Annotated in this window: 19 protein-coding genes; 6 read left to right on the top strand and 13 right to left on the bottom strand. The window is 47.2% G+C overall.

Annotated elements, in window-relative coordinates; all coding sequences use genetic code 11:
* Positions 1 to 277 precede the first annotated feature (277 nt).
* The 3 genes from G5S52_RS03410 to G5S52_RS03400 are packed head-to-tail and all read left to right on the top strand — an operon-like array spanning position 278 to position 2,502.
* The gene (locus tag G5S52_RS03410; RefSeq protein ID WP_165011801.1) at positions 278 to 1,087 is read left to right on the top strand and encodes a DUF2189 domain-containing protein; all 810 of its coding nucleotides are present in this window, start codon (positions 278 to 280) and stop codon (positions 1,085 to 1,087) included.
* Positions 1,088 to 1,861: a glucosaminidase domain-containing protein gene (locus G5S52_RS03405; protein ID WP_165011800.1), complete on the top strand. Its 774-nt coding sequence runs from the start codon at positions 1,088 to 1,090 to the stop codon at positions 1,859 to 1,861. It abuts the gene before it with no gap.
* On the top strand, positions 1,858 to 2,502 hold the full coding sequence (locus tag G5S52_RS03400) for a DUF2987 domain-containing protein (RefSeq protein WP_165011799.1): 645 nt from the start codon (positions 1,858 to 1,860) through the stop codon (positions 2,500 to 2,502). Before G5S52_RS03405 ends, G5S52_RS03400 begins: the two co-directional genes overlap by 4 nt.
* A gap of 69 nt (positions 2,503 to 2,571) precedes the next feature.
* Here the strand turns inward: G5S52_RS03400 and ttcA are convergent, their stop codons facing one another.
* The 11 genes from ttcA to ccoN form a co-directional block, all read right to left on the bottom strand.
* Positions 2,572 to 3,498: a tRNA 2-thiocytidine(32) synthetase TtcA gene (gene ttcA / locus G5S52_RS03395; RefSeq protein WP_165011798.1), complete on the bottom strand. Its 927-nt coding sequence runs from the start codon at positions 3,496 to 3,498 to the stop codon at positions 2,572 to 2,574.
* A 206-nt stretch (positions 3,499 to 3,704) separates the two neighbouring features.
* Complete coding sequence (uspE, locus tag G5S52_RS03390) at positions 3,705 to 4,655, bottom strand: universal stress protein UspE (RefSeq protein WP_165011797.1); 951 nt, start codon at positions 4,653 to 4,655, stop codon at positions 3,705 to 3,707.
* A gap of 143 nt (positions 4,656 to 4,798) precedes the next feature.
* On the bottom strand, positions 4,799 to 5,542 hold the full coding sequence (gene fnr, locus G5S52_RS03385) for a fumarate/nitrate reduction transcriptional regulator Fnr (protein ID WP_002537156.1): 744 nt from the start codon (positions 5,540 to 5,542) through the stop codon (positions 4,799 to 4,801).
* A 63-nt stretch (positions 5,543 to 5,605) separates the two neighbouring features.
* Entirely contained in the window at positions 5,606 to 6,280 is a 675-nt protein-coding gene (locus tag G5S52_RS03380) for a sulfite exporter TauE/SafE family protein (protein ID WP_165011796.1), read from the bottom strand.
* On the bottom strand, positions 6,280 to 6,471 hold the full coding sequence (gene ccoS / locus G5S52_RS03375) for a cbb3-type cytochrome oxidase assembly protein CcoS (RefSeq protein WP_165011795.1): 192 nt from the start codon (positions 6,469 to 6,471) through the stop codon (positions 6,280 to 6,282). Before ccoS ends, G5S52_RS03380 begins: the two co-directional genes overlap by 1 nt.
* 4 nt (positions 6,472 to 6,475) lie before the next feature.
* On the bottom strand, positions 6,476 to 8,869 hold the full coding sequence (locus G5S52_RS03370; protein ID WP_165011794.1) for a heavy metal translocating P-type ATPase: 2,394 nt from the start codon (positions 8,867 to 8,869) through the stop codon (positions 6,476 to 6,478).
* Positions 8,866 to 9,357: a FixH family protein gene (locus tag G5S52_RS03365; protein ID WP_002537150.1), complete on the bottom strand. Its 492-nt coding sequence runs from the start codon at positions 9,355 to 9,357 to the stop codon at positions 8,866 to 8,868. Before G5S52_RS03365 ends, G5S52_RS03370 begins: the two co-directional genes overlap by 4 nt.
* A gap of 77 nt (positions 9,358 to 9,434) precedes the next feature.
* Positions 9,435 to 10,406, bottom strand: a complete 972-nt coding sequence (ccoP, locus tag G5S52_RS03360; protein WP_165011793.1) for a cytochrome-c oxidase, cbb3-type subunit III — start codon at positions 10,404 to 10,406, stop codon at positions 9,435 to 9,437.
* On the bottom strand, positions 10,403 to 10,570 hold the full coding sequence (locus G5S52_RS03355; protein WP_002537147.1) for a CcoQ/FixQ family Cbb3-type cytochrome c oxidase assembly chaperone: 168 nt from the start codon (positions 10,568 to 10,570) through the stop codon (positions 10,403 to 10,405). Before G5S52_RS03355 ends, ccoP begins: the two co-directional genes overlap by 4 nt.
* Positions 10,571 to 10,579: 9 nt before the next feature.
* Complete coding sequence (gene ccoO / locus G5S52_RS03350; protein ID WP_165011792.1) at positions 10,580 to 11,191, bottom strand: cytochrome-c oxidase, cbb3-type subunit II; 612 nt, start codon at positions 11,189 to 11,191, stop codon at positions 10,580 to 10,582.
* Positions 11,192 to 11,203: 12 nt separating this feature from the next.
* Entirely contained in the window at positions 11,204 to 12,631 is a 1,428-nt protein-coding gene (ccoN, locus tag G5S52_RS03345) for a cytochrome-c oxidase, cbb3-type subunit I (RefSeq protein ID WP_165011791.1), read from the bottom strand.
* A gap of 276 nt (positions 12,632 to 12,907) precedes the next feature.
* Here ccoN and G5S52_RS03340 point away from each other — a divergent pair, with 276 nt between their 5' ends.
* A complete protein-coding gene (locus G5S52_RS03340) occupies positions 12,908 to 13,318 on the top strand; it encodes a hypothetical protein (RefSeq protein WP_165011790.1) in 411 nt (136 codons plus the stop codon).
* 112 nt (positions 13,319 to 13,430) lie between these two features.
* On the opposite strand, the gene G5S52_RS03335 is transcribed toward G5S52_RS03340, so the two are convergent.
* Positions 13,431 to 14,054: a hypothetical protein gene (locus G5S52_RS03335; RefSeq protein ID WP_165011789.1), complete on the bottom strand. Its 624-nt coding sequence runs from the start codon at positions 14,052 to 14,054 to the stop codon at positions 13,431 to 13,433.
* A 157-nt stretch (positions 14,055 to 14,211) separates the two neighbouring features.
* Between G5S52_RS03335 and G5S52_RS03330 the strand changes: the two genes are divergently transcribed.
* Both G5S52_RS03330 and G5S52_RS03325 read left to right on the top strand, forming a co-directional pair.
* Complete coding sequence (locus G5S52_RS03330) at positions 14,212 to 15,405, top strand: FIST signal transduction protein (protein ID WP_165011788.1); 1,194 nt, start codon at positions 14,212 to 14,214, stop codon at positions 15,403 to 15,405.
* On the top strand, positions 15,402 to 17,483 hold the full coding sequence (locus G5S52_RS03325) for a PAS domain-containing sensor histidine kinase (protein WP_165011787.1): 2,082 nt from the start codon (positions 15,402 to 15,404) through the stop codon (positions 17,481 to 17,483). Before G5S52_RS03330 ends, G5S52_RS03325 begins: the two co-directional genes overlap by 4 nt.
* Before the next feature lie 33 nt (positions 17,484 to 17,516).
* On the opposite strand, the gene G5S52_RS03320 is transcribed toward G5S52_RS03325, so the two are convergent.
* A complete protein-coding gene (locus G5S52_RS03320) occupies positions 17,517 to 17,810 on the bottom strand; it encodes a LysR substrate-binding domain-containing protein (RefSeq protein WP_235956076.1) in 294 nt (97 codons plus the stop codon).
* Positions 17,811 to 18,096: the final 286 nt, after the last annotated feature.

Here is an 18,096-nt window from a genome sequence, read left to right as displayed (position 1 = left end):
GCGCATGATAGACGTGCGAATCATGAAGTTAAAGCGTTTTTTGTGTTTTACCGGGAATTTTTCGCCCTGAATTGACGCGGCATAAGAAAATGAAGAAACCGCGAACAAAACCGATTCTTGTGACCTGCATCATCCATTTGAGGACGCGGGCGCTCGCAAGTATAGACCCTTAATGTGACGTCCAAAAATGCGACACCTTGAGACGCATCCAAAAAATATCACCTATAACTTTAAGAGTGGGGAAATTTCTTAGGCTAAAGACAAAAGTTACTTTGTTATGAATAAACAACAGTTGAGCAACGCACTGCACGTTGGCGGTACTTTAGAAAATGCGCTGAGTGGTGATTATAACTTGAGTGCTTCCAGCGTGGTTCAGGAAGCCGTTAAGCTAACGCAAAAGCATTTTTGGCAATTTCTGCCTGCAACCGTGATATTGACCATTGCGCACATTCTGATTTTCCTGGTGGCGCTGACCATCATGAATGGCACGCCTTATTCGGTGATGGAAGCCTTTATAGGCAAGCAGCAAATGACGCCTGATCTTATGGCGTCGGCCAGAATTGCAGTTTTCGCGGCCACCGTGCTATCTGCACCACTTTATGCCGGTGCGAGCCTGATGGGTTTAAGCCACGCGATAGGCTTTAGAACCAAACCTAGGCATATCACAAAGGGGTTGGCTTATGGTTTGGCGGTGACGTTGGCAATGAGCTTTATCAACGCACTACAAAGCTTTAGCAGCCAACTCATACCGTTGCTGGGCATTTTCCTCGGCATTACCTTTTCTATGACCATTTTGCTTATCTGTGAAAAACGGCTGCGTCCGGTGGAGGCGATGATCGTTTCATTTAGGGCGATTATAAAAAAACTGATACCATTGACCTTGGTTTACATCGTCATTGCTATCTTGTTTGTCTTTTCTTATGCGACAGCAGGCTTGGCCTTGGTCTGGGCGCTACCATTCATGTTCAATGTGAAGGGCGTGCTTTACCGTGAAATGTTCGGTGTTGGTATTGAAGTGACCGTGTCACAAGAGGGAGATGACGATTCTTCTTCTGATGGCGGGAATAAAGAGGTTTTCAACGCGTAAATGAAGCTTTCCCATGCTGTATTGGCTTCGGCTCTGTTTATTTCTGCGTGTAGCGACGCCCCACAATCTCCCATCACAGTAGACAATCTGCAACCGGCTTCACCACCACCTTCAATGGTCGAGAAGCCTGATTTTGCTTCCTACAAAATTGTTGATGAGAAAAAGAAAGCGTTTGTGGCTTTTATGAAACCTGGCATCAACTATATCAACGGACTGATCGAGAACGCACGCACGCGGCTCATTGGACTGGAAAAAGGTAAAACACCAACGGATGAAGACGAGGCGTTCCTTGCCCGTGTCGCCGAGCTGTTTAATCTGCCACTTCCAGAAGCAGGTGCTGACAAAAAATGGTATCAAGAAGCCCTCAAGCGTGTGGATGTGATACCTGCAGATCTTGTTTTAACTCAGGCAGCTAAAGAATCTGGGTGGGGCACATCACGCTTTGCCCGCGAAGGAAATAACTACTTTGGTCAGTGGTGTTACACTTCTGGCTGCGGCATGGTGCCAAGTGCACGTTCGCAGGGTAAAACCCACGAAGTTGCCGTGTTCAAAGACACTTACCAATCAATCCGCGCGTATTTCCTTAACGTCAACCGCAATAAAGCGTATGCCCAGTTGCGGGATATCCGAGCCGACTTGAGAAAATCAGGAGAGCCGATTTCGGGCGTTGCTTTGGCTAATGGATTGAAAAGTTATTCTGAACGCGGCCAAGCTTATGTCGAAGAAGTGCAAAGCATGATTCGATACAACGAGAAGTATTGGAGCCAAGGATGATTAAAGGACTTACGGCTGTCTTGTTGGCAGCTGTAATTTCAGCACCTGCTGCCGCGGCGCAGGTAAAATTCAGTTATAGCAAGCTATATACCCAGCTTAAGCATAACTACAGTGAAAACCATCCAGACGTAAAGATTGGGTATTTTATGGTTTCTCCTTCTTCAGGGGCGACTTGTCAAATCACCAAAGCCTGGATGACCAAAAAAGCGCATTACGAAGAATTTGAGATCCCAGCATCGCAAGAACTACCGCTTCCCATTGATAACCACCTCCGTAAAGTGAATCCGGATGTGTTTATTGAAACGGCTGGTACCCAAGCTTGTGATATTTCGTTTCAGGTCTTGGCAAAGAACAGTTTTGGATCTGAAGTGACGGAAGAAGAGGTGAATAATCTGGTTCCTCAGATGACGACCATGATGCAGGATTTAGGGGGTATGTTCGCTTCTTGGTTTATGCCGGAAGTGGAAGGTGTGACCGTACATTTTGCTGATGCACAACCTGAGCTGAAAACTTCAGAAGGGCGCACAATCGATGTCAATGGTAAGGTCGCTATTATACGTGCTTCCGAGCTAAAGAGTGGGGAACGTGTCTTTTTCCCGCAAGAGCCACTGAAAGTGACGCCTTGGATTCCGCAAAGTTAGTCTCTTAGCGTTTAAAAAAGAAAAAGCCCGCAGTTGAAGTTGCGGGCTTTTTTATCTCTGTTGGTCGGCTTAGTTCACCTGAACCACGTCCAGTTTCAGCGATGGATCAAATTCAACCACATCGTCTTCTGATGGTTGTGTATCACTGAATTGCTCTTTATCGAACGCACTATCACCACCATTAATGACGCCAGAATCTTTATCGATGCTCTTGAAGTCGAACAGCTCGAAGTCAGCCAGGTGTGATGGCACCACATTTTGCATTGCACGGAACATGGTTTCGATTCGACCTGGGAAACGACGATCCCAATCGCGCAGCATTTCTTTGATCACCTGACGTTGCAGGTTTGGCTGCGAACCACACAGGTTACAAGGAATAATCGGGAACTCAGCAGCTTCTGCATAGCGCTCGATGTCTTTCTCACGGCAGTACGCGAGAGGACGAATCACAACGTGTTCACCGTTGTCGGAAACCAGTTTAGGTGGCATGCCTTTCATTTTGCCGCCATAGAACATATTCAGGAACAAGGTTTCCAAAATGTCATCACGGTGGTGACCCAGTGCAATTTTGGTTGCACCCAGCTCTTTAGCCGTGCGGTAAAGAATACCGCGACGCAGGCGAGAGCATAGTGAACAGGTGGTTTTACCTTCTGGCACTTTGTCTTTAACAATCGAGTAGGTGTCTTCTTCTACAATCTTGTACTCAACACCAAGACCATCAAGATATTCAGGCAGCACGTGCTCAGGAAAACCCGGTTGCTTCTGATCCAGGTTTACTGCAATGAGTTCAAAAGAAATCGGGGCGCTTTTCTGCAAACTCTGCAGAATCTCCAGCATGGTGTAGCTGTCTTTACCGCCACTCAGGCAAACCATGATACGGTCGCCGTCTTCAATCATGTTGAAGTCAGCAATGGCTTGGCCGACGTTGCGGCGAATGCGCTTTTGCAACTTATTCTGGTTGTACTTTTGTGCTTTGGTGATTTCTTGATTCGACATGTTAATACTAAGTGCCTCTAAAATTTCTCTACGCGATCAAGCCAGCCAATGACATATGGATATGGCACATCGCTCCCCGATGCGAAGGTTAGGCGCGTATGATACGGATTTCGTGGCAGGATGCCAGTATCTATGGGAAATCGGTAATGAAATGCGAAACGCAGAAAAAGAAAAAGCGCCTTTCGGCGCTTTTCAAAATATGTTTCTCAGCCTAAACCAACATTAGGTGCGAGCGGGCTGACATAACCGTCAGGTTTAATCGCTAAAACGTCACAGTTGAGTTGGTCAATAGTATGTTCAGCGGTATTGCCGATAAAGATGGCCGACAATCCCACACGTCCTGTTGTACCCAGTATCACTAACTCAGCATCAAGCTCTTTGGAAACTGCGGGGATAACATCCTCGGGTAAACCTTCCAGGCAGAAAGTCTGCTCTTCATCAATGCAATGTTTTTGCCGCAGTGCTTTCATCTGAAGCAAATGGTGCCCTCTGACGGCGTCAGTGTAAGAAGCCGGGTCGAACTCGGGAAGCTCTATCGTGACGTTCACTGGTGTTGCAGGGTAGGCGTTAACGAGGTTCACTTCTGCGTTAAGAAGCTTACTCATCGCTTTTGCTTCATCTATCAGTTTGTCATTAAGCGGCTCATGGGTTTCATTTTCAGAAGAAACATTTACCGCAGTGAGGATTTTGCCATGTTCAGGCCAGCTATGTTCTTTCACGAGAAGAACGGGGCATGGGCATTTGCGAAGCAGGTGCCAGTCAGTTGGCGTGAATATCAAAGAACCGAGCTTATCGTGCTGATGGGTCGCTTTGATAAGCAAGTCATGCTCTCCATCAAACACCTTTGCGATCATGCTTTCGTAAGGGCGATTGTGCCAGACAAGGTGTTTCACAACGTCTATCCCTTCACACGCATTCTTTTCAACGACTGAGTCTATCCATTCTTCTCGCTGTTTGAGCACGCCTGCACGCATTGCCTGACGCTCTTCTGCGGAAAGCATAGAGGTCATTTCATAAGAAAAGTCATAGATGGCAAGGAATAGGGTGATTTTGACAGGCGCAGAAGATTTTCTCGCGATATCCATCGCACGGGAGAGCGCAGGTTGTTCTTCGTGGTCGGGATCGATAGCGACGAGCAAGTTGGTATATCTGTTCATAACAACCTCCAGCTGGTGATGCCGATACTTTAATTTAACCCATTGTGGCAGGAGTTTGCGATAAATTCAGATAGATAAACGTAAAAAAAGAGAAATGGCGCGTATAGCGCCATTTCAGAAGTCGTCTGTAAAGCAGGGGGGATTTACTTGGAAACACCCGCCAAACGGCTTAATTCATCGTGGTCAAGAATCGTAATGTACTTGCCTTTAACACTTAGCATGCCGCTCTTTTGGAAACGGCCAAGCAGGCGGCTGATGGTTTCAACAGTTAAGCCAAGGTAATTACCGATATCACCACGTGTCATCGTCAAACGGAACTCTTTTGCTGAAAAGCCACGCTGAGAGAAACGAGTAGACAGGCTGTGTAGGAATGCCGCAAGACGCTCTTCTGCATTCTTCTTAGAAAGAAGCAGGATCATTTCCTGGTCACCTTTGATTTCGTTGCTCATCAAACGCATGATCTGCTGACGAAGCTTGGGCATTTTGCCTGACAGGTCATCAAGAATCTCAAACGGGATTTCACATACCATAGAAGTTTCCAACGCCTGCGCAAAGCTAGGGTGGGACATATGGTTTATTGCGTCAAAGCCAACAAGATCTCCAGCTAAGTGGAATGCTGTGATTTGCTCATCACCTTGCTCGGTGATGGTGTAGCTTTTGATGGTGCCAGAACGGATGGCATATAACGAACGAAGTTGATCGCCGGCTTGGAACAATGGCTGACCTTTTTGAATCGGCTTTTTACGCTCGATAATTTGGTCAAGCTGATTCAGCTCACTCTCGCTTAACGTAAAGGGGATACAAAGCTGACTGATGCTGCAGTCCTGACAATGGATTGCGCAACCGCCAGATTGAACACGTTTAGTAGGAATTTTGTCTTGAATCATGAGCCTGCTTAGCCAAATTGATTTGAGTCAATATTTTACCATTTCCGGAAGAGAAAGCGAGACTTAGTACAACTGATTGTATACAGAATAAGCGGTAACAATTCCGTACATTAGCAGTATCAATGATGAGATCCTTCGGAATATCAGGTTGTTAAGGAGGTTCTTGGTTGCTTCTGCAGCAGAGCCAACCAAAATCATTGCAGGGAGAGTTCCTAAACCAAATGCGAGCATTATCAACAATCCATCTAGCGCATTTCCGGCAACAGCTGCCCAGCTCAACGCTGAATACACCAACCCACAAGGCAACCAGCCCCACAACATACCAAACGGTAGCGCCGCAAACGGGGAGCGTAATGGAAGTAACTTACTGGAAAGGGGTGAAAGACGTTTCCAAAGCACTTGGCCCACTTTCTCCACATAGGCAAGGCCATTCCAGAACCGACCAATGTACAAAGCGAGCAAAATCATCATGATAGCAGCAGCCAATCTTAGCCATAGCAACTGTTGGGTGATTTGAGTGACACCGACAACACCTGCGACTAATCCACCGGCAATCGCACCAATCAGGCCATAAGAAAGCAGGCGGCCACCGTTGTAAAAGAGAAGGAAGGGGGACTTACGTTGATTTTGGGGAGTCCCCATGGAAACAGCGGCGGCGACACCGCCACACATTCCTAAACAATGGCCTGCACCAAGCAGGCCAACTGTAAAAGCAGCAATGAGATCACTGAATGGCATTATTTTTGTTCCGACGAGTTGTCGCTCTGTTTCTTTGGTGAGGATGTTGACTCATCCTCATCAAGAAGGATGTTCATGCCTTGTCTTTCAAGATCTTCAAATTGCTCGGACTTAACCGCCCAGATAAAAATTCCTACGGCGACACAAACCAAAGCAATTGCGATGGGGATGAGGATATAAAGACTTTCCAAACCGTTACTCTCCCTTCAGCTTTTCAATGAGGTCTTTTTTAAACAAACGAAGCGAGTTCGTAACGACGATCACTGAGCTGCCTGACATACCAGCTACTGCCACATAAGGTGCGACAAATCCCATCACCGCCAGTGGCAAAATCACAAGATTGTATCCTAATGCCCAAGCCAGATTCTGACGAATGATTTTTTGGGTAAAGGCCGCCAATTTGCGCGCATCGAGTAGTTTGGTGAGGTCATCACCGAGCAACACCATATCCGCAGAGGCTTTAGCGACGTCAGTGCCTCCGCCCATGGCAACCGAAAGGTGCGCACCAGCCAGCACGGGCGCATCGTTCACCCCATCTCCGATCATCATGGTTATTTGATCTTGTGGCAGAGAATTTAAATACGCCAGTTTACCTTGTGGAGAGACACCCGCGACCAGTTCATCGATACCTAACTTGTCAGCAACAGCTTGTGCTGTGGCTGAGTTGTCGCCGGTTAGCATGGTGACTTTGATGCCAGCTTCGTGGAACTTCTCGATCAGTGCTTTGCTTGATTCACGGATTGGGTCAACAAGCAAATATGACGCTACTGCCTCACCATTTCGGGATAGCCAAATCTGGTGGGTACTTTGCTCGGAAATTTGTGTGTTGTTTAACGCAAACTGAGGTTTGCCGATACGCCATTCGTCACCATCGATTTGACCTTTTAAACCTTCACCGATGACGTTTTCGACGTTCTCTAACCCGTTCGCCTTTTCAAAGCCGCTAAAAGCTTCCGCGATAGGATGGTTAGCATAGGACTCCAAAGATGCTGCGATGGCAGTTGCATGATTTGCATCTATGTCTGCGTAAATCTGGGTATCAGAAATTGAAACGTTGCCTTCAGTCAGTGTGCCGGTTTTATCAATGACAACTCGGTTAATGTGCGTCAGCGTTTCGAATACATGCCCCCGACGTAGAAGAATACCGAGCTTGCCAAAGGTGGATGTCGAACAGGTCAGTGCGGTAGGTGTTGCCAATGACAACGCGCAGGGACAGGTTGCGACCAATACAGAAAGCATGATCCAGAAAGCGTCTTCTGGGCGATGACTTTGCCAGTACCACCAGGTACACGCCGAAATGACGAGAATGGCAGCGACAAAATAGCGCGCGACGATATCTGCAACTTCAGCTACTCGTGGTTTAGCTAGTTGAGCTGCATCCTGAAGCTCGACAATATGGGCAATAAGGGAGTCCTTTTTCTCAGCAGTCACCTTTACATTCACGTTTCCATCAATGTTCATGGTGCCTGCATAGACACGCTCACCACTTTGACGTGACTCGGGCATCGACTCACCAGTCAGCATTGATTCGTCAACTGTCGTTACGCCTTCTACGACCAACCCATCTGCAGGGAAGGGTTCACCAGGTAATACGCGCACAACATGGCCAATGGCTAGCGACTTAGCAGGGATTTGCTCACCCGATGCCAGTGTCGCCAAACGCGGGATCAGCTTAAGCAAGTTTGCGCTTGCAGCAGCAGCCGTTCTTCGGGCGCGCATTTCAAGGAATCGGCCAACCAGCAGGAAGAAGGTAAACATGGCGATAGACTCAAAGAATACTTCGCCTTTTCCGGTGACGGTGGCATACAAGCTGGCGAAATAGGCAAACAAAAGCGCGATAGAAACAGGAACATCCATTCCTAGCGTCCGGGCTTTGAGGTTTCTCCAAGCGTTGATATAGAAAGGCATCGCGGAATAGAGTAGAACCGGCGTCGCAAATATCAGGCTTACCCAGCGGAAGTAATCACGAAACGCTTCATCCATGTCTCCGAATACTTCGAAGTACATCGCCACAGCCAGCATCATGACCTGCATGGTAGCGAGACCAGCAATACCCAACTTATAAAGGTATTGCTTCATGGTGTGGTGATATTGCGCTTCCTGATTATCGGCTTCGAAAGGTGCTGCTTTGTAGCCAAGCGCATGAATCTTATTTAGCAGAGTACTGAGTTTGGTTTTAGATGGATCCCAACGAAGCGTTGCTCGGTTGGTTGTGGTGTTGACGCGAATACGCGAGACACCTTCTTGGCTGTGTAGTTGCTTTTCAATCAACCAAGCGCATGCGGCACAGGATACGCCATCAACTGACAAAACAACTTCATCTATGCCGCCTTCATGACGCACGAATTCCTGCTGAACGTCTTCGTTGTCGTAAAGAGAGAGTGATTGAAGTTCTTCCGGTACGAGGCTGGCTTTTTCTGCAGGGGCAGTTCGGTATTCGTAGTAAGAGGTAAGGCCGCTTGCCACGATAGTGGTGGCGACCGCTTCACAGCCAGGGCAACACATGATGCGAGTACTGCCCTGAATCTCGACTTTATAAGAGTCACCGGTAAGAACCGGCTCTCCACAGTGATAACAATCTTTCGTCATTCCTTGCTCTGACCATACAACTCTACTGGGTCTTCAGATGGAAAATTTGCGCGGCCATTTAAAGCCCACGTCCCATCAAATGCGTTAACTTCAACGTACCAAGGGCCAGTGAGCGGTTCGCTCAGGGCAAGTCGGTAGCGGCCGGAAGCATCAGCGTTGACCATCTGTTCGATATCTCTATCAGCAAGCGTACGGTGTTGGAATGTGATTTTTAGAGTAGGGTATTGCGTTAGTTCACCTTTATCCAAGGTGAAAATAGCGGTGTCATTCTGTGCAGACAGGAAAGCGGAGATGGCGAGCTCATCGGCTTTCTTCAAGCGGGATATGTCGATGTTAATCCCTTTACCTTCTTTGTAATAATCTTCGGCGACAAGGGATACCTGATTTTTGCTGAACAAAGCAAAGGTGAAAAGACTGGCAACGACAACGCTACCTGGAAGGGCTATCAGGAACCAGGGCCAAAACTGCTTATACCATGGCTTAATCATATCGCTTTCCTGTGTGAACTGAATTCTTGGGGAAAAAAGCCCCTGCTTGCAGGGGCTTAACTAACTAATTATTGATTTTATTGGTTTTGCGGTGTGCTTAGCTGCCAGACATAAGCAGAAAGCAGCTGGATCTTGTCTTCGTCCAGAATGTCTTTCCAAGCTGGCATTACGCCTTGGCGACCATAGCGAATAGTTTCTTCAACGGCTTTACGAGAGCCACCGAACAGCCACACGTTGTCAGTCAGATCAGGTGCACCAAATGCTGGGTTACCTTTACCGTCTGTACCGTGACATGCTGCACACACAACGAAGCGTGTTTTACCTTTCGCTGCTTCCTGAGCGTCAACTTTACGACCCGACAGGCTCAGTGTGTAAGAAGCGACTTCACGAACGCCATCTTCACCCAGCGCATCAAGCCATGCCGGCATGTTACCCACTCGACCATTAACCAGTGTTGCTTTGATAGTCTCTGGCTCACCGCCATACAACCAAGCGTCGTCGGTTAGGTTAGGGAAGCCTGACTGACCACGAGCATCAGAGCCGTGGCACTGAGCACAGTTTTGAATGAACAGGCGCTGACCCACCTTAATTGCTTCAGGGTTCTTGGCAATTTCAGTGATGTCTTGCAGTTCATCCGAACCTGGCTTGTATGCGAGTTTGCGGAAGGTTTCGCCGAAAATCGCATTCGCAGATGCTAGCTCACGCGCATACTGGTCGATACCGTCGCTGTTAGCCAGCAACTGACGTGACTCTTCAATATTCGCAACGTCCTGAGCGGAACTCTGCCAATTGAAAACGCCTTTCCAGTTACCTAAGCCTGGGTAAAGCACGAAGTAAACCGCACCGAAAACAATGGTCGCCCAGAACATGTACGACCACCACTTAGGCAGTGGGTTGTTCAGCTCACGAATACCATCGTATTCGTGGCCCATATCTTCACCATCAGCCACGCCATCAAGGTCTTTGCTACACCAAATAATCAGTGCGGCACAACCTACCAACGTACCAAGGGTAATGACAGTGATAAATAGACTCCAAAATGTAGTCATTTGTTATCTTCTCCTGTCTTTTTATCGCCTTTCTCCTCGTCAGCGAAGACAAGGTTAGCAGCTTCGTCGAATTCCTTTTTACGGCGACTGCTATAGGCCCAAAGCACAATTACAATGAAGCAGACGAAAATCGCTAGCGTCCATAGGGCATGAAAAGATGCCATAAGAGCTCCTTACTTCATCGCGTGGCCGAGTGACTGCAGGTAAGCGATGATGGCATCCATCTCCGTTTTACCTTCAACGTCTGCTTTCGCATTTGCGATTTGCTCATCAGTGTATGGAACACCGAACATATCGCGGAAAACAGTCAGCTTTTTGGCAGTGTTCTCGCCAGTCAGAACATTCTCTTCCAACCAAGGGAAGCCAGGCATGTTTGACTCAGGCACAACCGCACGAGGGTCGATAAGGTGAACGCGGTGCCACTCATCAGAGTAACGGTCACCAACGCGTGCCAAATCAGGACCTGTACGCTTGGAACCCCATAGGAATGGGTGTTCCCAAACACTTTCACCCGCCACAGAGTAGTGACCATAGCGCTCAGTTTCTGCACGGAAAGGGCGAATCATCTGGCTATGACAAACATTACAACCTTCACGGATGTAAATGTCGCGGCCTTCCATTTCCAGTGCAGTGTATGGGCGCAGGTTATCGACAGGTTCGGTCGTTTGCTTTTGGAACAACAACGGCGTGATTTCAACAAGCGCACCGAAGCTGATAGCAATGACCGTGAGGATAGCGAAAAGACCAACGTTCTTTTCTACAATTTCATGACGACTAGAACTCATTCGTTGGTCTCCTTATGCTGCTTGCTCAACGGATTTGAGGCTTGCTTTTGGTGCGGCGATAGTCTTGTAGGTGTTGTAAGCCATCAAGAGCATGCCTGACCAGAAGATTGCGCCACCAACGAAACGTACAAAGTAGAACGGATAAGAAGCTTCCAAAGATTCTACAAAGCTATAAGTCAATGTACCGTCAGTGTTAACTGCACGCCACATCAGACCCTGCATGACGCCGGAAATCCACATTGCAACGATATACAGCACGGTACCAACGGTCGCTAGCCAGAAGTGCACGTTGATCAGGTTGATAGAGTACATACGCTCTTGGCCGAACAACTTAGGAACCAGATGGTAAACCGCACCGATAGAGACCATTGCTACCCAGCCCAGTGCACCTGAGTGTACGTGACCGATAGTCCAGTCGGTGTAGTGTGACAGTGCGTTAACTGTCTTGATTGCCATCATCGGACCTTCAAAGGTAGACATACCGTAGAAAGACAGAGAAACAATCAGGAATCGAAGGATTGGGTCATAACGCAGTTTGTGCCAAGCACCTGACAGCGTCATGATACCGTTGATCATGCCACCCCAAGATGGAGCAAACAGGATAACAGACATCACCATACCCAGAGACTGAGTCCAGTCAGGCAGGGCAGTGTAGTGCAGATGGTGAGGACCCGCCCAGATGTACAGGGATACCAGTGCCCAGAAGTGAACGATAGAAAGGCGATAGGAGTAAACCGGACGACCTGCTTGTTTCGGTACGAAGTAATACATCATACCCAGGAAACCTGCAGTCAAAAGGAAGCCTACAGCATTGTGACCGTACCACCATTGGATCATGGCATCGATGGCGCCCGCATATATCGAATATGACTTCATTCCGGAAACCGGAATTGCCATGCTGTTTACGATGTGCAGGACAGCGACGGTGATGATAAATCCACCGAAAAACCAGTTCGCCACATAGATGTGCGAGGTTTTACGTTTGATTAGCGTTCCAAAGAACACGATGGCGTATGAAACCCATACGACCGCAATAGCGATATCGATTGGCCATTCCAACTCAGCATATTCTTTACCACTGGTGAAACCCATAGGTAGTGTTATTGCTGCAGACAGAATGATTGCTTGCCATCCCCAGAAGGTAAATTCAGCCAGCTTACCTCCGAACAGCCTTGTCTGACAGGTGCGCTGTACAACGTAATAAGACGTTGCAAACAGGGCACTAGTGCCGAACGCAAAAATCACCGCATTGGTATGCAGTGGGCGTAATCGGCTATAAGTCAGATAAGGAATGTCGAAGTTCAGCGCAGGCCATACCAGCTGAGCGGCTATTAGAACACCAACACCCATGCCCACAATTCCCCACAGGATAGTTACCAGGGTGAATTGACGGACAACGCGGTAGTTGTATTCCAGTTCAAGCTGCTTTTCTTGGCTCATATTGCATGCTTCCACTTTTTTAATTACTACACTCACGTATTACAAAGTGACTTAAACGTCACAATGCCACCCCAGAAGCAATGCAATGCGAATAGTGATTGATTTATACCCACTTGATGCATTCCATTGCTATTTCATTGTAAAAGTGGCATTTTCATTGGTGATAATACTTCAGTTATTCAGTTAAATACAGGGTCGAACCCACACTCGGTTTACGCTCGGGTAACATTTCTACTAAAACTTTGAGCTCTGTAACACGGGAAAAGCATAAATCACATGGCAGCAGAAAAATTAACCACAGGTCGCTTAGTACAAATATTAGTCGTTATGGCAGTGCTTATAGCGGCTTTTATTTGGCGAACGCTAGAACATTCTGAATCTACTACTTTGCCGAAATGTTCAGTAGTGGCGGGAAGTTGCAGTGTTTCACTGCGCGGTGAAACGGTTGAAATTAATATTGAAAATCAAGGCGATAAATCCCAGATTATGCGGGTGAGTTCAGTGTTTGAGCCTGGTGAACTACGTCTGTTAGGAGAACCTGACATTGTCATAACTTCTCACAAAGTTTTGGCAAACGAAGGTGAAAAACGTGCCTATATTTATGCTTTACCTATTGATGTTAATTATGGGTCAGCGCAAAAATGGATGTTATTCATTGATCGAGATCAATTAGAAATTAAGTTTTAACATCGAATTAATATTTGTGCGAATGGCGCTAACATTTTTGAGTTAGGTCATTCAAATTGGATGAACGTCTTAAAATCCACATTAAAGCAGCTATAGGCTGCTTTTTTACTGTCTATTTATCTATCAAATCACCAAAATAAAATGCCTGATGTCGCACTGCTTTGGCATGTTCAGAGCACAGGTAATGGATAAGATCTGATGCATCGGTAGCAACATCGGCACACTTTGAACCCTGAGTGTATTGATCCCCGCCAATGACGACATGATTCACTTTTAATCCTTTGTGAACAGATTTATTGGAGTGAGCGAGTTGGCATAGCTTTAAGTGAAGCGCTTTCAAAGCGTCGCTAGCATCTTCGCTTTTATCGGGAACGATTACGTAGGTCAGGGTGAGTTCATCAACAGTGCCTGACGTGTTAGCTCTTAGCGAAGCGAAGTAGGTTTCATCCAGCGGCATTTTGAGTTGGTCAATCGTACTCTCGGAAACCAGCACGACCACGCCATCCACAGAGGCAACATTTGACGTAGCCCAATCGAACTCGTCAGCAATCATGATGCGATTGAAGGGCTGGCAATATCGATATCTGACTCTTGGCTCATCAGCGGCGATGGCATATCCGTCTTGCTCATTGTCTGCCAAATACACCACAGTATTGCCTTTTTGCGCGAGGCGTTTGCTAATTATTTGTCCTAGTGGGAAATTCGCATTAATGACGATATAAAGCTGGCTATCCATTGCTCGAGCGGAATTTTTGGTCGGTGTCGGCGATTCTATCGTCTATTAATAGAGAATTCAGTGATTAAGCGAAAAGAATCACGGTAAAAACTGGTGTTTGCAGAAGTGAGAAGGCTATTATTGATCGTATTGCCGCAACCAAGCTGTGTAGATTTAAATGAGAATTGCGACATCATCATCAACTGCCCCCAAAGCCAGTGAGGCCATACAAGACATAGCCAGGGAGATATCTGAAAAAATATCCTCTCCTTCGCTCATGCTTGTCTATTACACAGAAACGCAAGACGCGGAAGCGATCAAACGTGAACTGAATGTACATTTCCCCAATACCTACGTCATTGGTTGTTCCTCATGTCAGGGAAGCATGACGGATAAAGGTTACGTTGGCGGGCATTCTATTTCAGTGTGGGCCGTTGAAGATGCTGACGGTGCGTATGGGTCGGCACTCTGCGAATTAAAAGAGGGTGATGACATCGCTGAATCTGCCCGCATCGTTCTCAGCCGAGCTATTGATAGTAGTGGGCGTCCGGGAGAATTACCAGCACTCATCACATTACATGCCACACCGGGTTATGAAGAAACCATTCTTCAAGCAATTCGAGAAGAGCTTGGTGTCAATATTCCTATCATTGGTGGTTCAGCGGCTGATGATGGCGTCAGTGGCAAATGGTCTCTAATGGACAATGCGCGCGTGACGTCTGAAGGCATCGCCATGGCCGTATTTTTCCCCTCAGCACGTGTTAGCTATTCATTTCACAATGGCTATGCAGCCATCGGATCGAGTGCCGTTGCTACCAAAGTTGATGGTCGCACACTCGTCGAGTTGGATGGTAAACCTGCTTTTGATGTCTACGGAAAGTGGTATTTCAACGCCACAGGCAATGCTATCGATCCTGATGGATTGTTTGCCCAATCAACACTTTTTCCGCTGGGTCGTCAGACAGGCGAAATCCATGGCATGCCATACTATACGCTTTCTCACCCCGCCACAGTGTCTCCGGAAGGTGGCATTCAGATGTTCTGTAATATTCAGGAAGGTGAGACGGTTCACTTCATGTCCGGCACAACGGAAATGTTGGTGTCGAGAGCAGGGCGCGTCGTAGATTCAGCCAACGACCACGACAAGAATACCTGTGACCCAATAGGCGGATTAGCAATATATTGTGCAGGATGTATGCTGCATGTTAGCGATTCTCTGCACAGCGTCGCAGCGAATATGCGTCTATCAATGCACCATGCCCCCTTTATTTGCCCGTTTACTTTTGGCGAACAAGGACAGTTCCTCGGCGGAGAAATTGCCCACGGAAATTTGATGATATCCGCCGTACTGTTCCACAAGGATGAGCTATGACAGGCGCAATCTCAGAGAAGTTGCAGGAAACACTGTTCGAACTGAACCGTGTTGAAGAGAGAGAGCAAAAGTTCAAGGAAGAAAACCGCGCGATTCTGTCAGCGATCTCCGCGATGTCTGGTGCCAGCAACAAAATCGAAGTGTTCAACACGCTGCTGAAAGTGATTGAGCGCTATGTTTCTTTTGATAATGCAGTGGTGCTAACCCGTAACAAAGAAACGGAAGACAAATATTCCTGTTTGGTGTCTACATCACCACACGTAGAAAACTTTATCTGGGAAGATGGCGGGACTTTCTCCCGATGCGTGAATGGCCAGACCGTCGTACTTTATGCGCCGGAAAGAGTGAAAGAATTTTCCTTGTTGCAAGGTGAAGATTTTGACGCGTGCCGCTCCGCGCTGATCACCGGGATGACGGTGAATGCCAGCGAATCGATCCTCATCCTGTTCGCTTCAGAAAAGGGGCGTTTCCAAACCAAATCACAACAGGTTATCGAGCGTTTCCGACCGCTAATCGAACGCACGATTATCGATATTGACTACCGCGAACGCCTCCAGTGTTTGGTGTCAGTCAAGACTCAGGAATTAACCGCGAGTCGTCAGCGTTTTCGTGACTTTGCGAAAACAGCCGGTGACTGGTTTTGGGAAATCAATAATAACCTGCAGTTCACCTATCTTTCTTCGCCATCAAATGAATCATTCTCTGCTGAGCCGCAGGGGATAATGAACCAGTTGAATCGCCAGCCGGATGTGAAACACAAATTACTCGACTTGATTCAACTTGAACAACCATTCTCTGAAGTGGAGTGGAAAGTATTCCAAGAAGGGAGAGAGCAGTGGATCAGCTTGTCAGGTCGACCTTATTACGACAAGCGTGGTAACTGTATGGGTTTTCGGGGTACGGCGAAAGACATTACAGCCCGAAAACAGCGCTTACACGAACTGCAACAGGCAAGACAACAGGCAGAATCTGCCAACGCCGCGAAATCCCAATTTCTGGCAATGATGAGTCATGAAATTCGTACGCCACTCAATGCGGTAATGGGTTTACTGGATACTTTGCAACAATCTCCGCTGGATGACGAGCAAACCGTTTGGGTTTCCCAAATGGATAAATCGGCTCAATTGCTCCTTACCATTATTAATGATGTGCTTGATTTATCGAGAATTGAATCAGAACGCTTCTCTCTGCATCCTGAAAGTATCAATCCACGTGACAGTGTCACTGTTGTATTCAGCCAACTCAACGAAGTCTCGTCCCGTAAAGATATCAAAATGGAAATGGACATCGCCGATGATGTACCTGACAACATTTATCAGGATGGTAACCGCTTCACCCAGATCTTATTGAACCTGGTTGGCAATGCCGTGAAGTTTACCGAGCACGGTAAAGTCAAAGTCTCAATGCGTGTCCGTAATGGAAGGCTGAAACTCTCCGTGAAAGATACCGGCATTGGCATCAACGCCGAACGTAAGAAAGATGTTTTCCTGCCGTTTACGCAGGCAGATGGCAGCATTACCCGCCAATATGGTGGAACAGGTCTGGGGCTTTCCATCTGTAAAAAGTTGGTGACCATGATGAACGGCAGCATCGACTTTGACAGCGAGCCAGGTGTAGGCACCACTTTCTATATTGATATTCCTCTGATTGAGCCTTCGCCGACAGAGCAGGTGAAAAAAGACAGTGTCGAAGAAAGTGATCTTCATGCATTGAGCATTCTGGTAGCAGAAGACAGCAAAGCTAACCAGATGGTGGTCAAGCTGATGCTGGAGAAAGCAGGGCATCATGTCGTCGTCGCGAACAATGGTAGAGAGGCTATTGATCTGGTTCATGATGGACACGTGCAGTTCGATATGATTCTGATGGACATGTCTATGCCAGTGCTATGTGGCATTGAAGCCACCAAGCAACTGCGCGAAGAAGGCTATGATTTACCAATTATTGCTTTGACAGCCAACGCAATGAATGAAGATAAAGAACGCTGCATGGAAGCCGGAATGGATGACTTTGTCACTAAGCCTATCCGTGCTGTGGTACTAAAACAGGCATTACAGCGTCACGCAAAGATTGAAGAGTAAACGAATTGGGTGATCTTTGCCCGATTTCAACCTTTACGTGACGCCGTCACATTTTATGGTTTGCCGTTCTGCAGCTATATCCTCATGATTATTGCGACTTAACAGATAGTTACTAAACGCCTGTGCGATAGGCGACAGCGCCTTATCACTTCGATGCACCAAATACCAATGCCTAATGATCGGCATGTCTTCCACATCCAGCACGTTAAGTTTTCCTGCTTCCAACTCTAACGAAATAGTGTGGCTAGAAACGATTCCCAAACTTAAACCGGCAGAGTTTGATGGCAGCAACGTGTTTAACCAATCCATGCAGGCAAGGTCAGTCATAGCAGCCACACATCCATTGCAGTTTGAGCAATGGCAACAACACATCAACCAACATCTGTAACCGAACCAGCCATACAAACCAGGCCGCAACATCCGGCTTTCGATAATTCACCAAAGCTAGAAGAACTCTGTTGGAACAGAATGATCCAATATGAGCGTCTTAGAGAATTGGTAATTATCTATTTTATGGTAAATAGATAATTACGTTCAATAGACTGAAATCTATGAAGAAAATGGGCAATGACAGACGTAGGAGAGTCAGATTTGGCGTAGCTGTAGATCTTAT

The sequence above is a fragment of the Grimontia sedimenti genome (genome assembly GCF_011045095.1).
GTDB lineage: Bacteria > Pseudomonadota > Gammaproteobacteria > Enterobacterales > Vibrionaceae > Enterovibrio > Enterovibrio sedimenti.
This window is presented reverse-complemented; position numbering and strand designations above follow the sequence as displayed.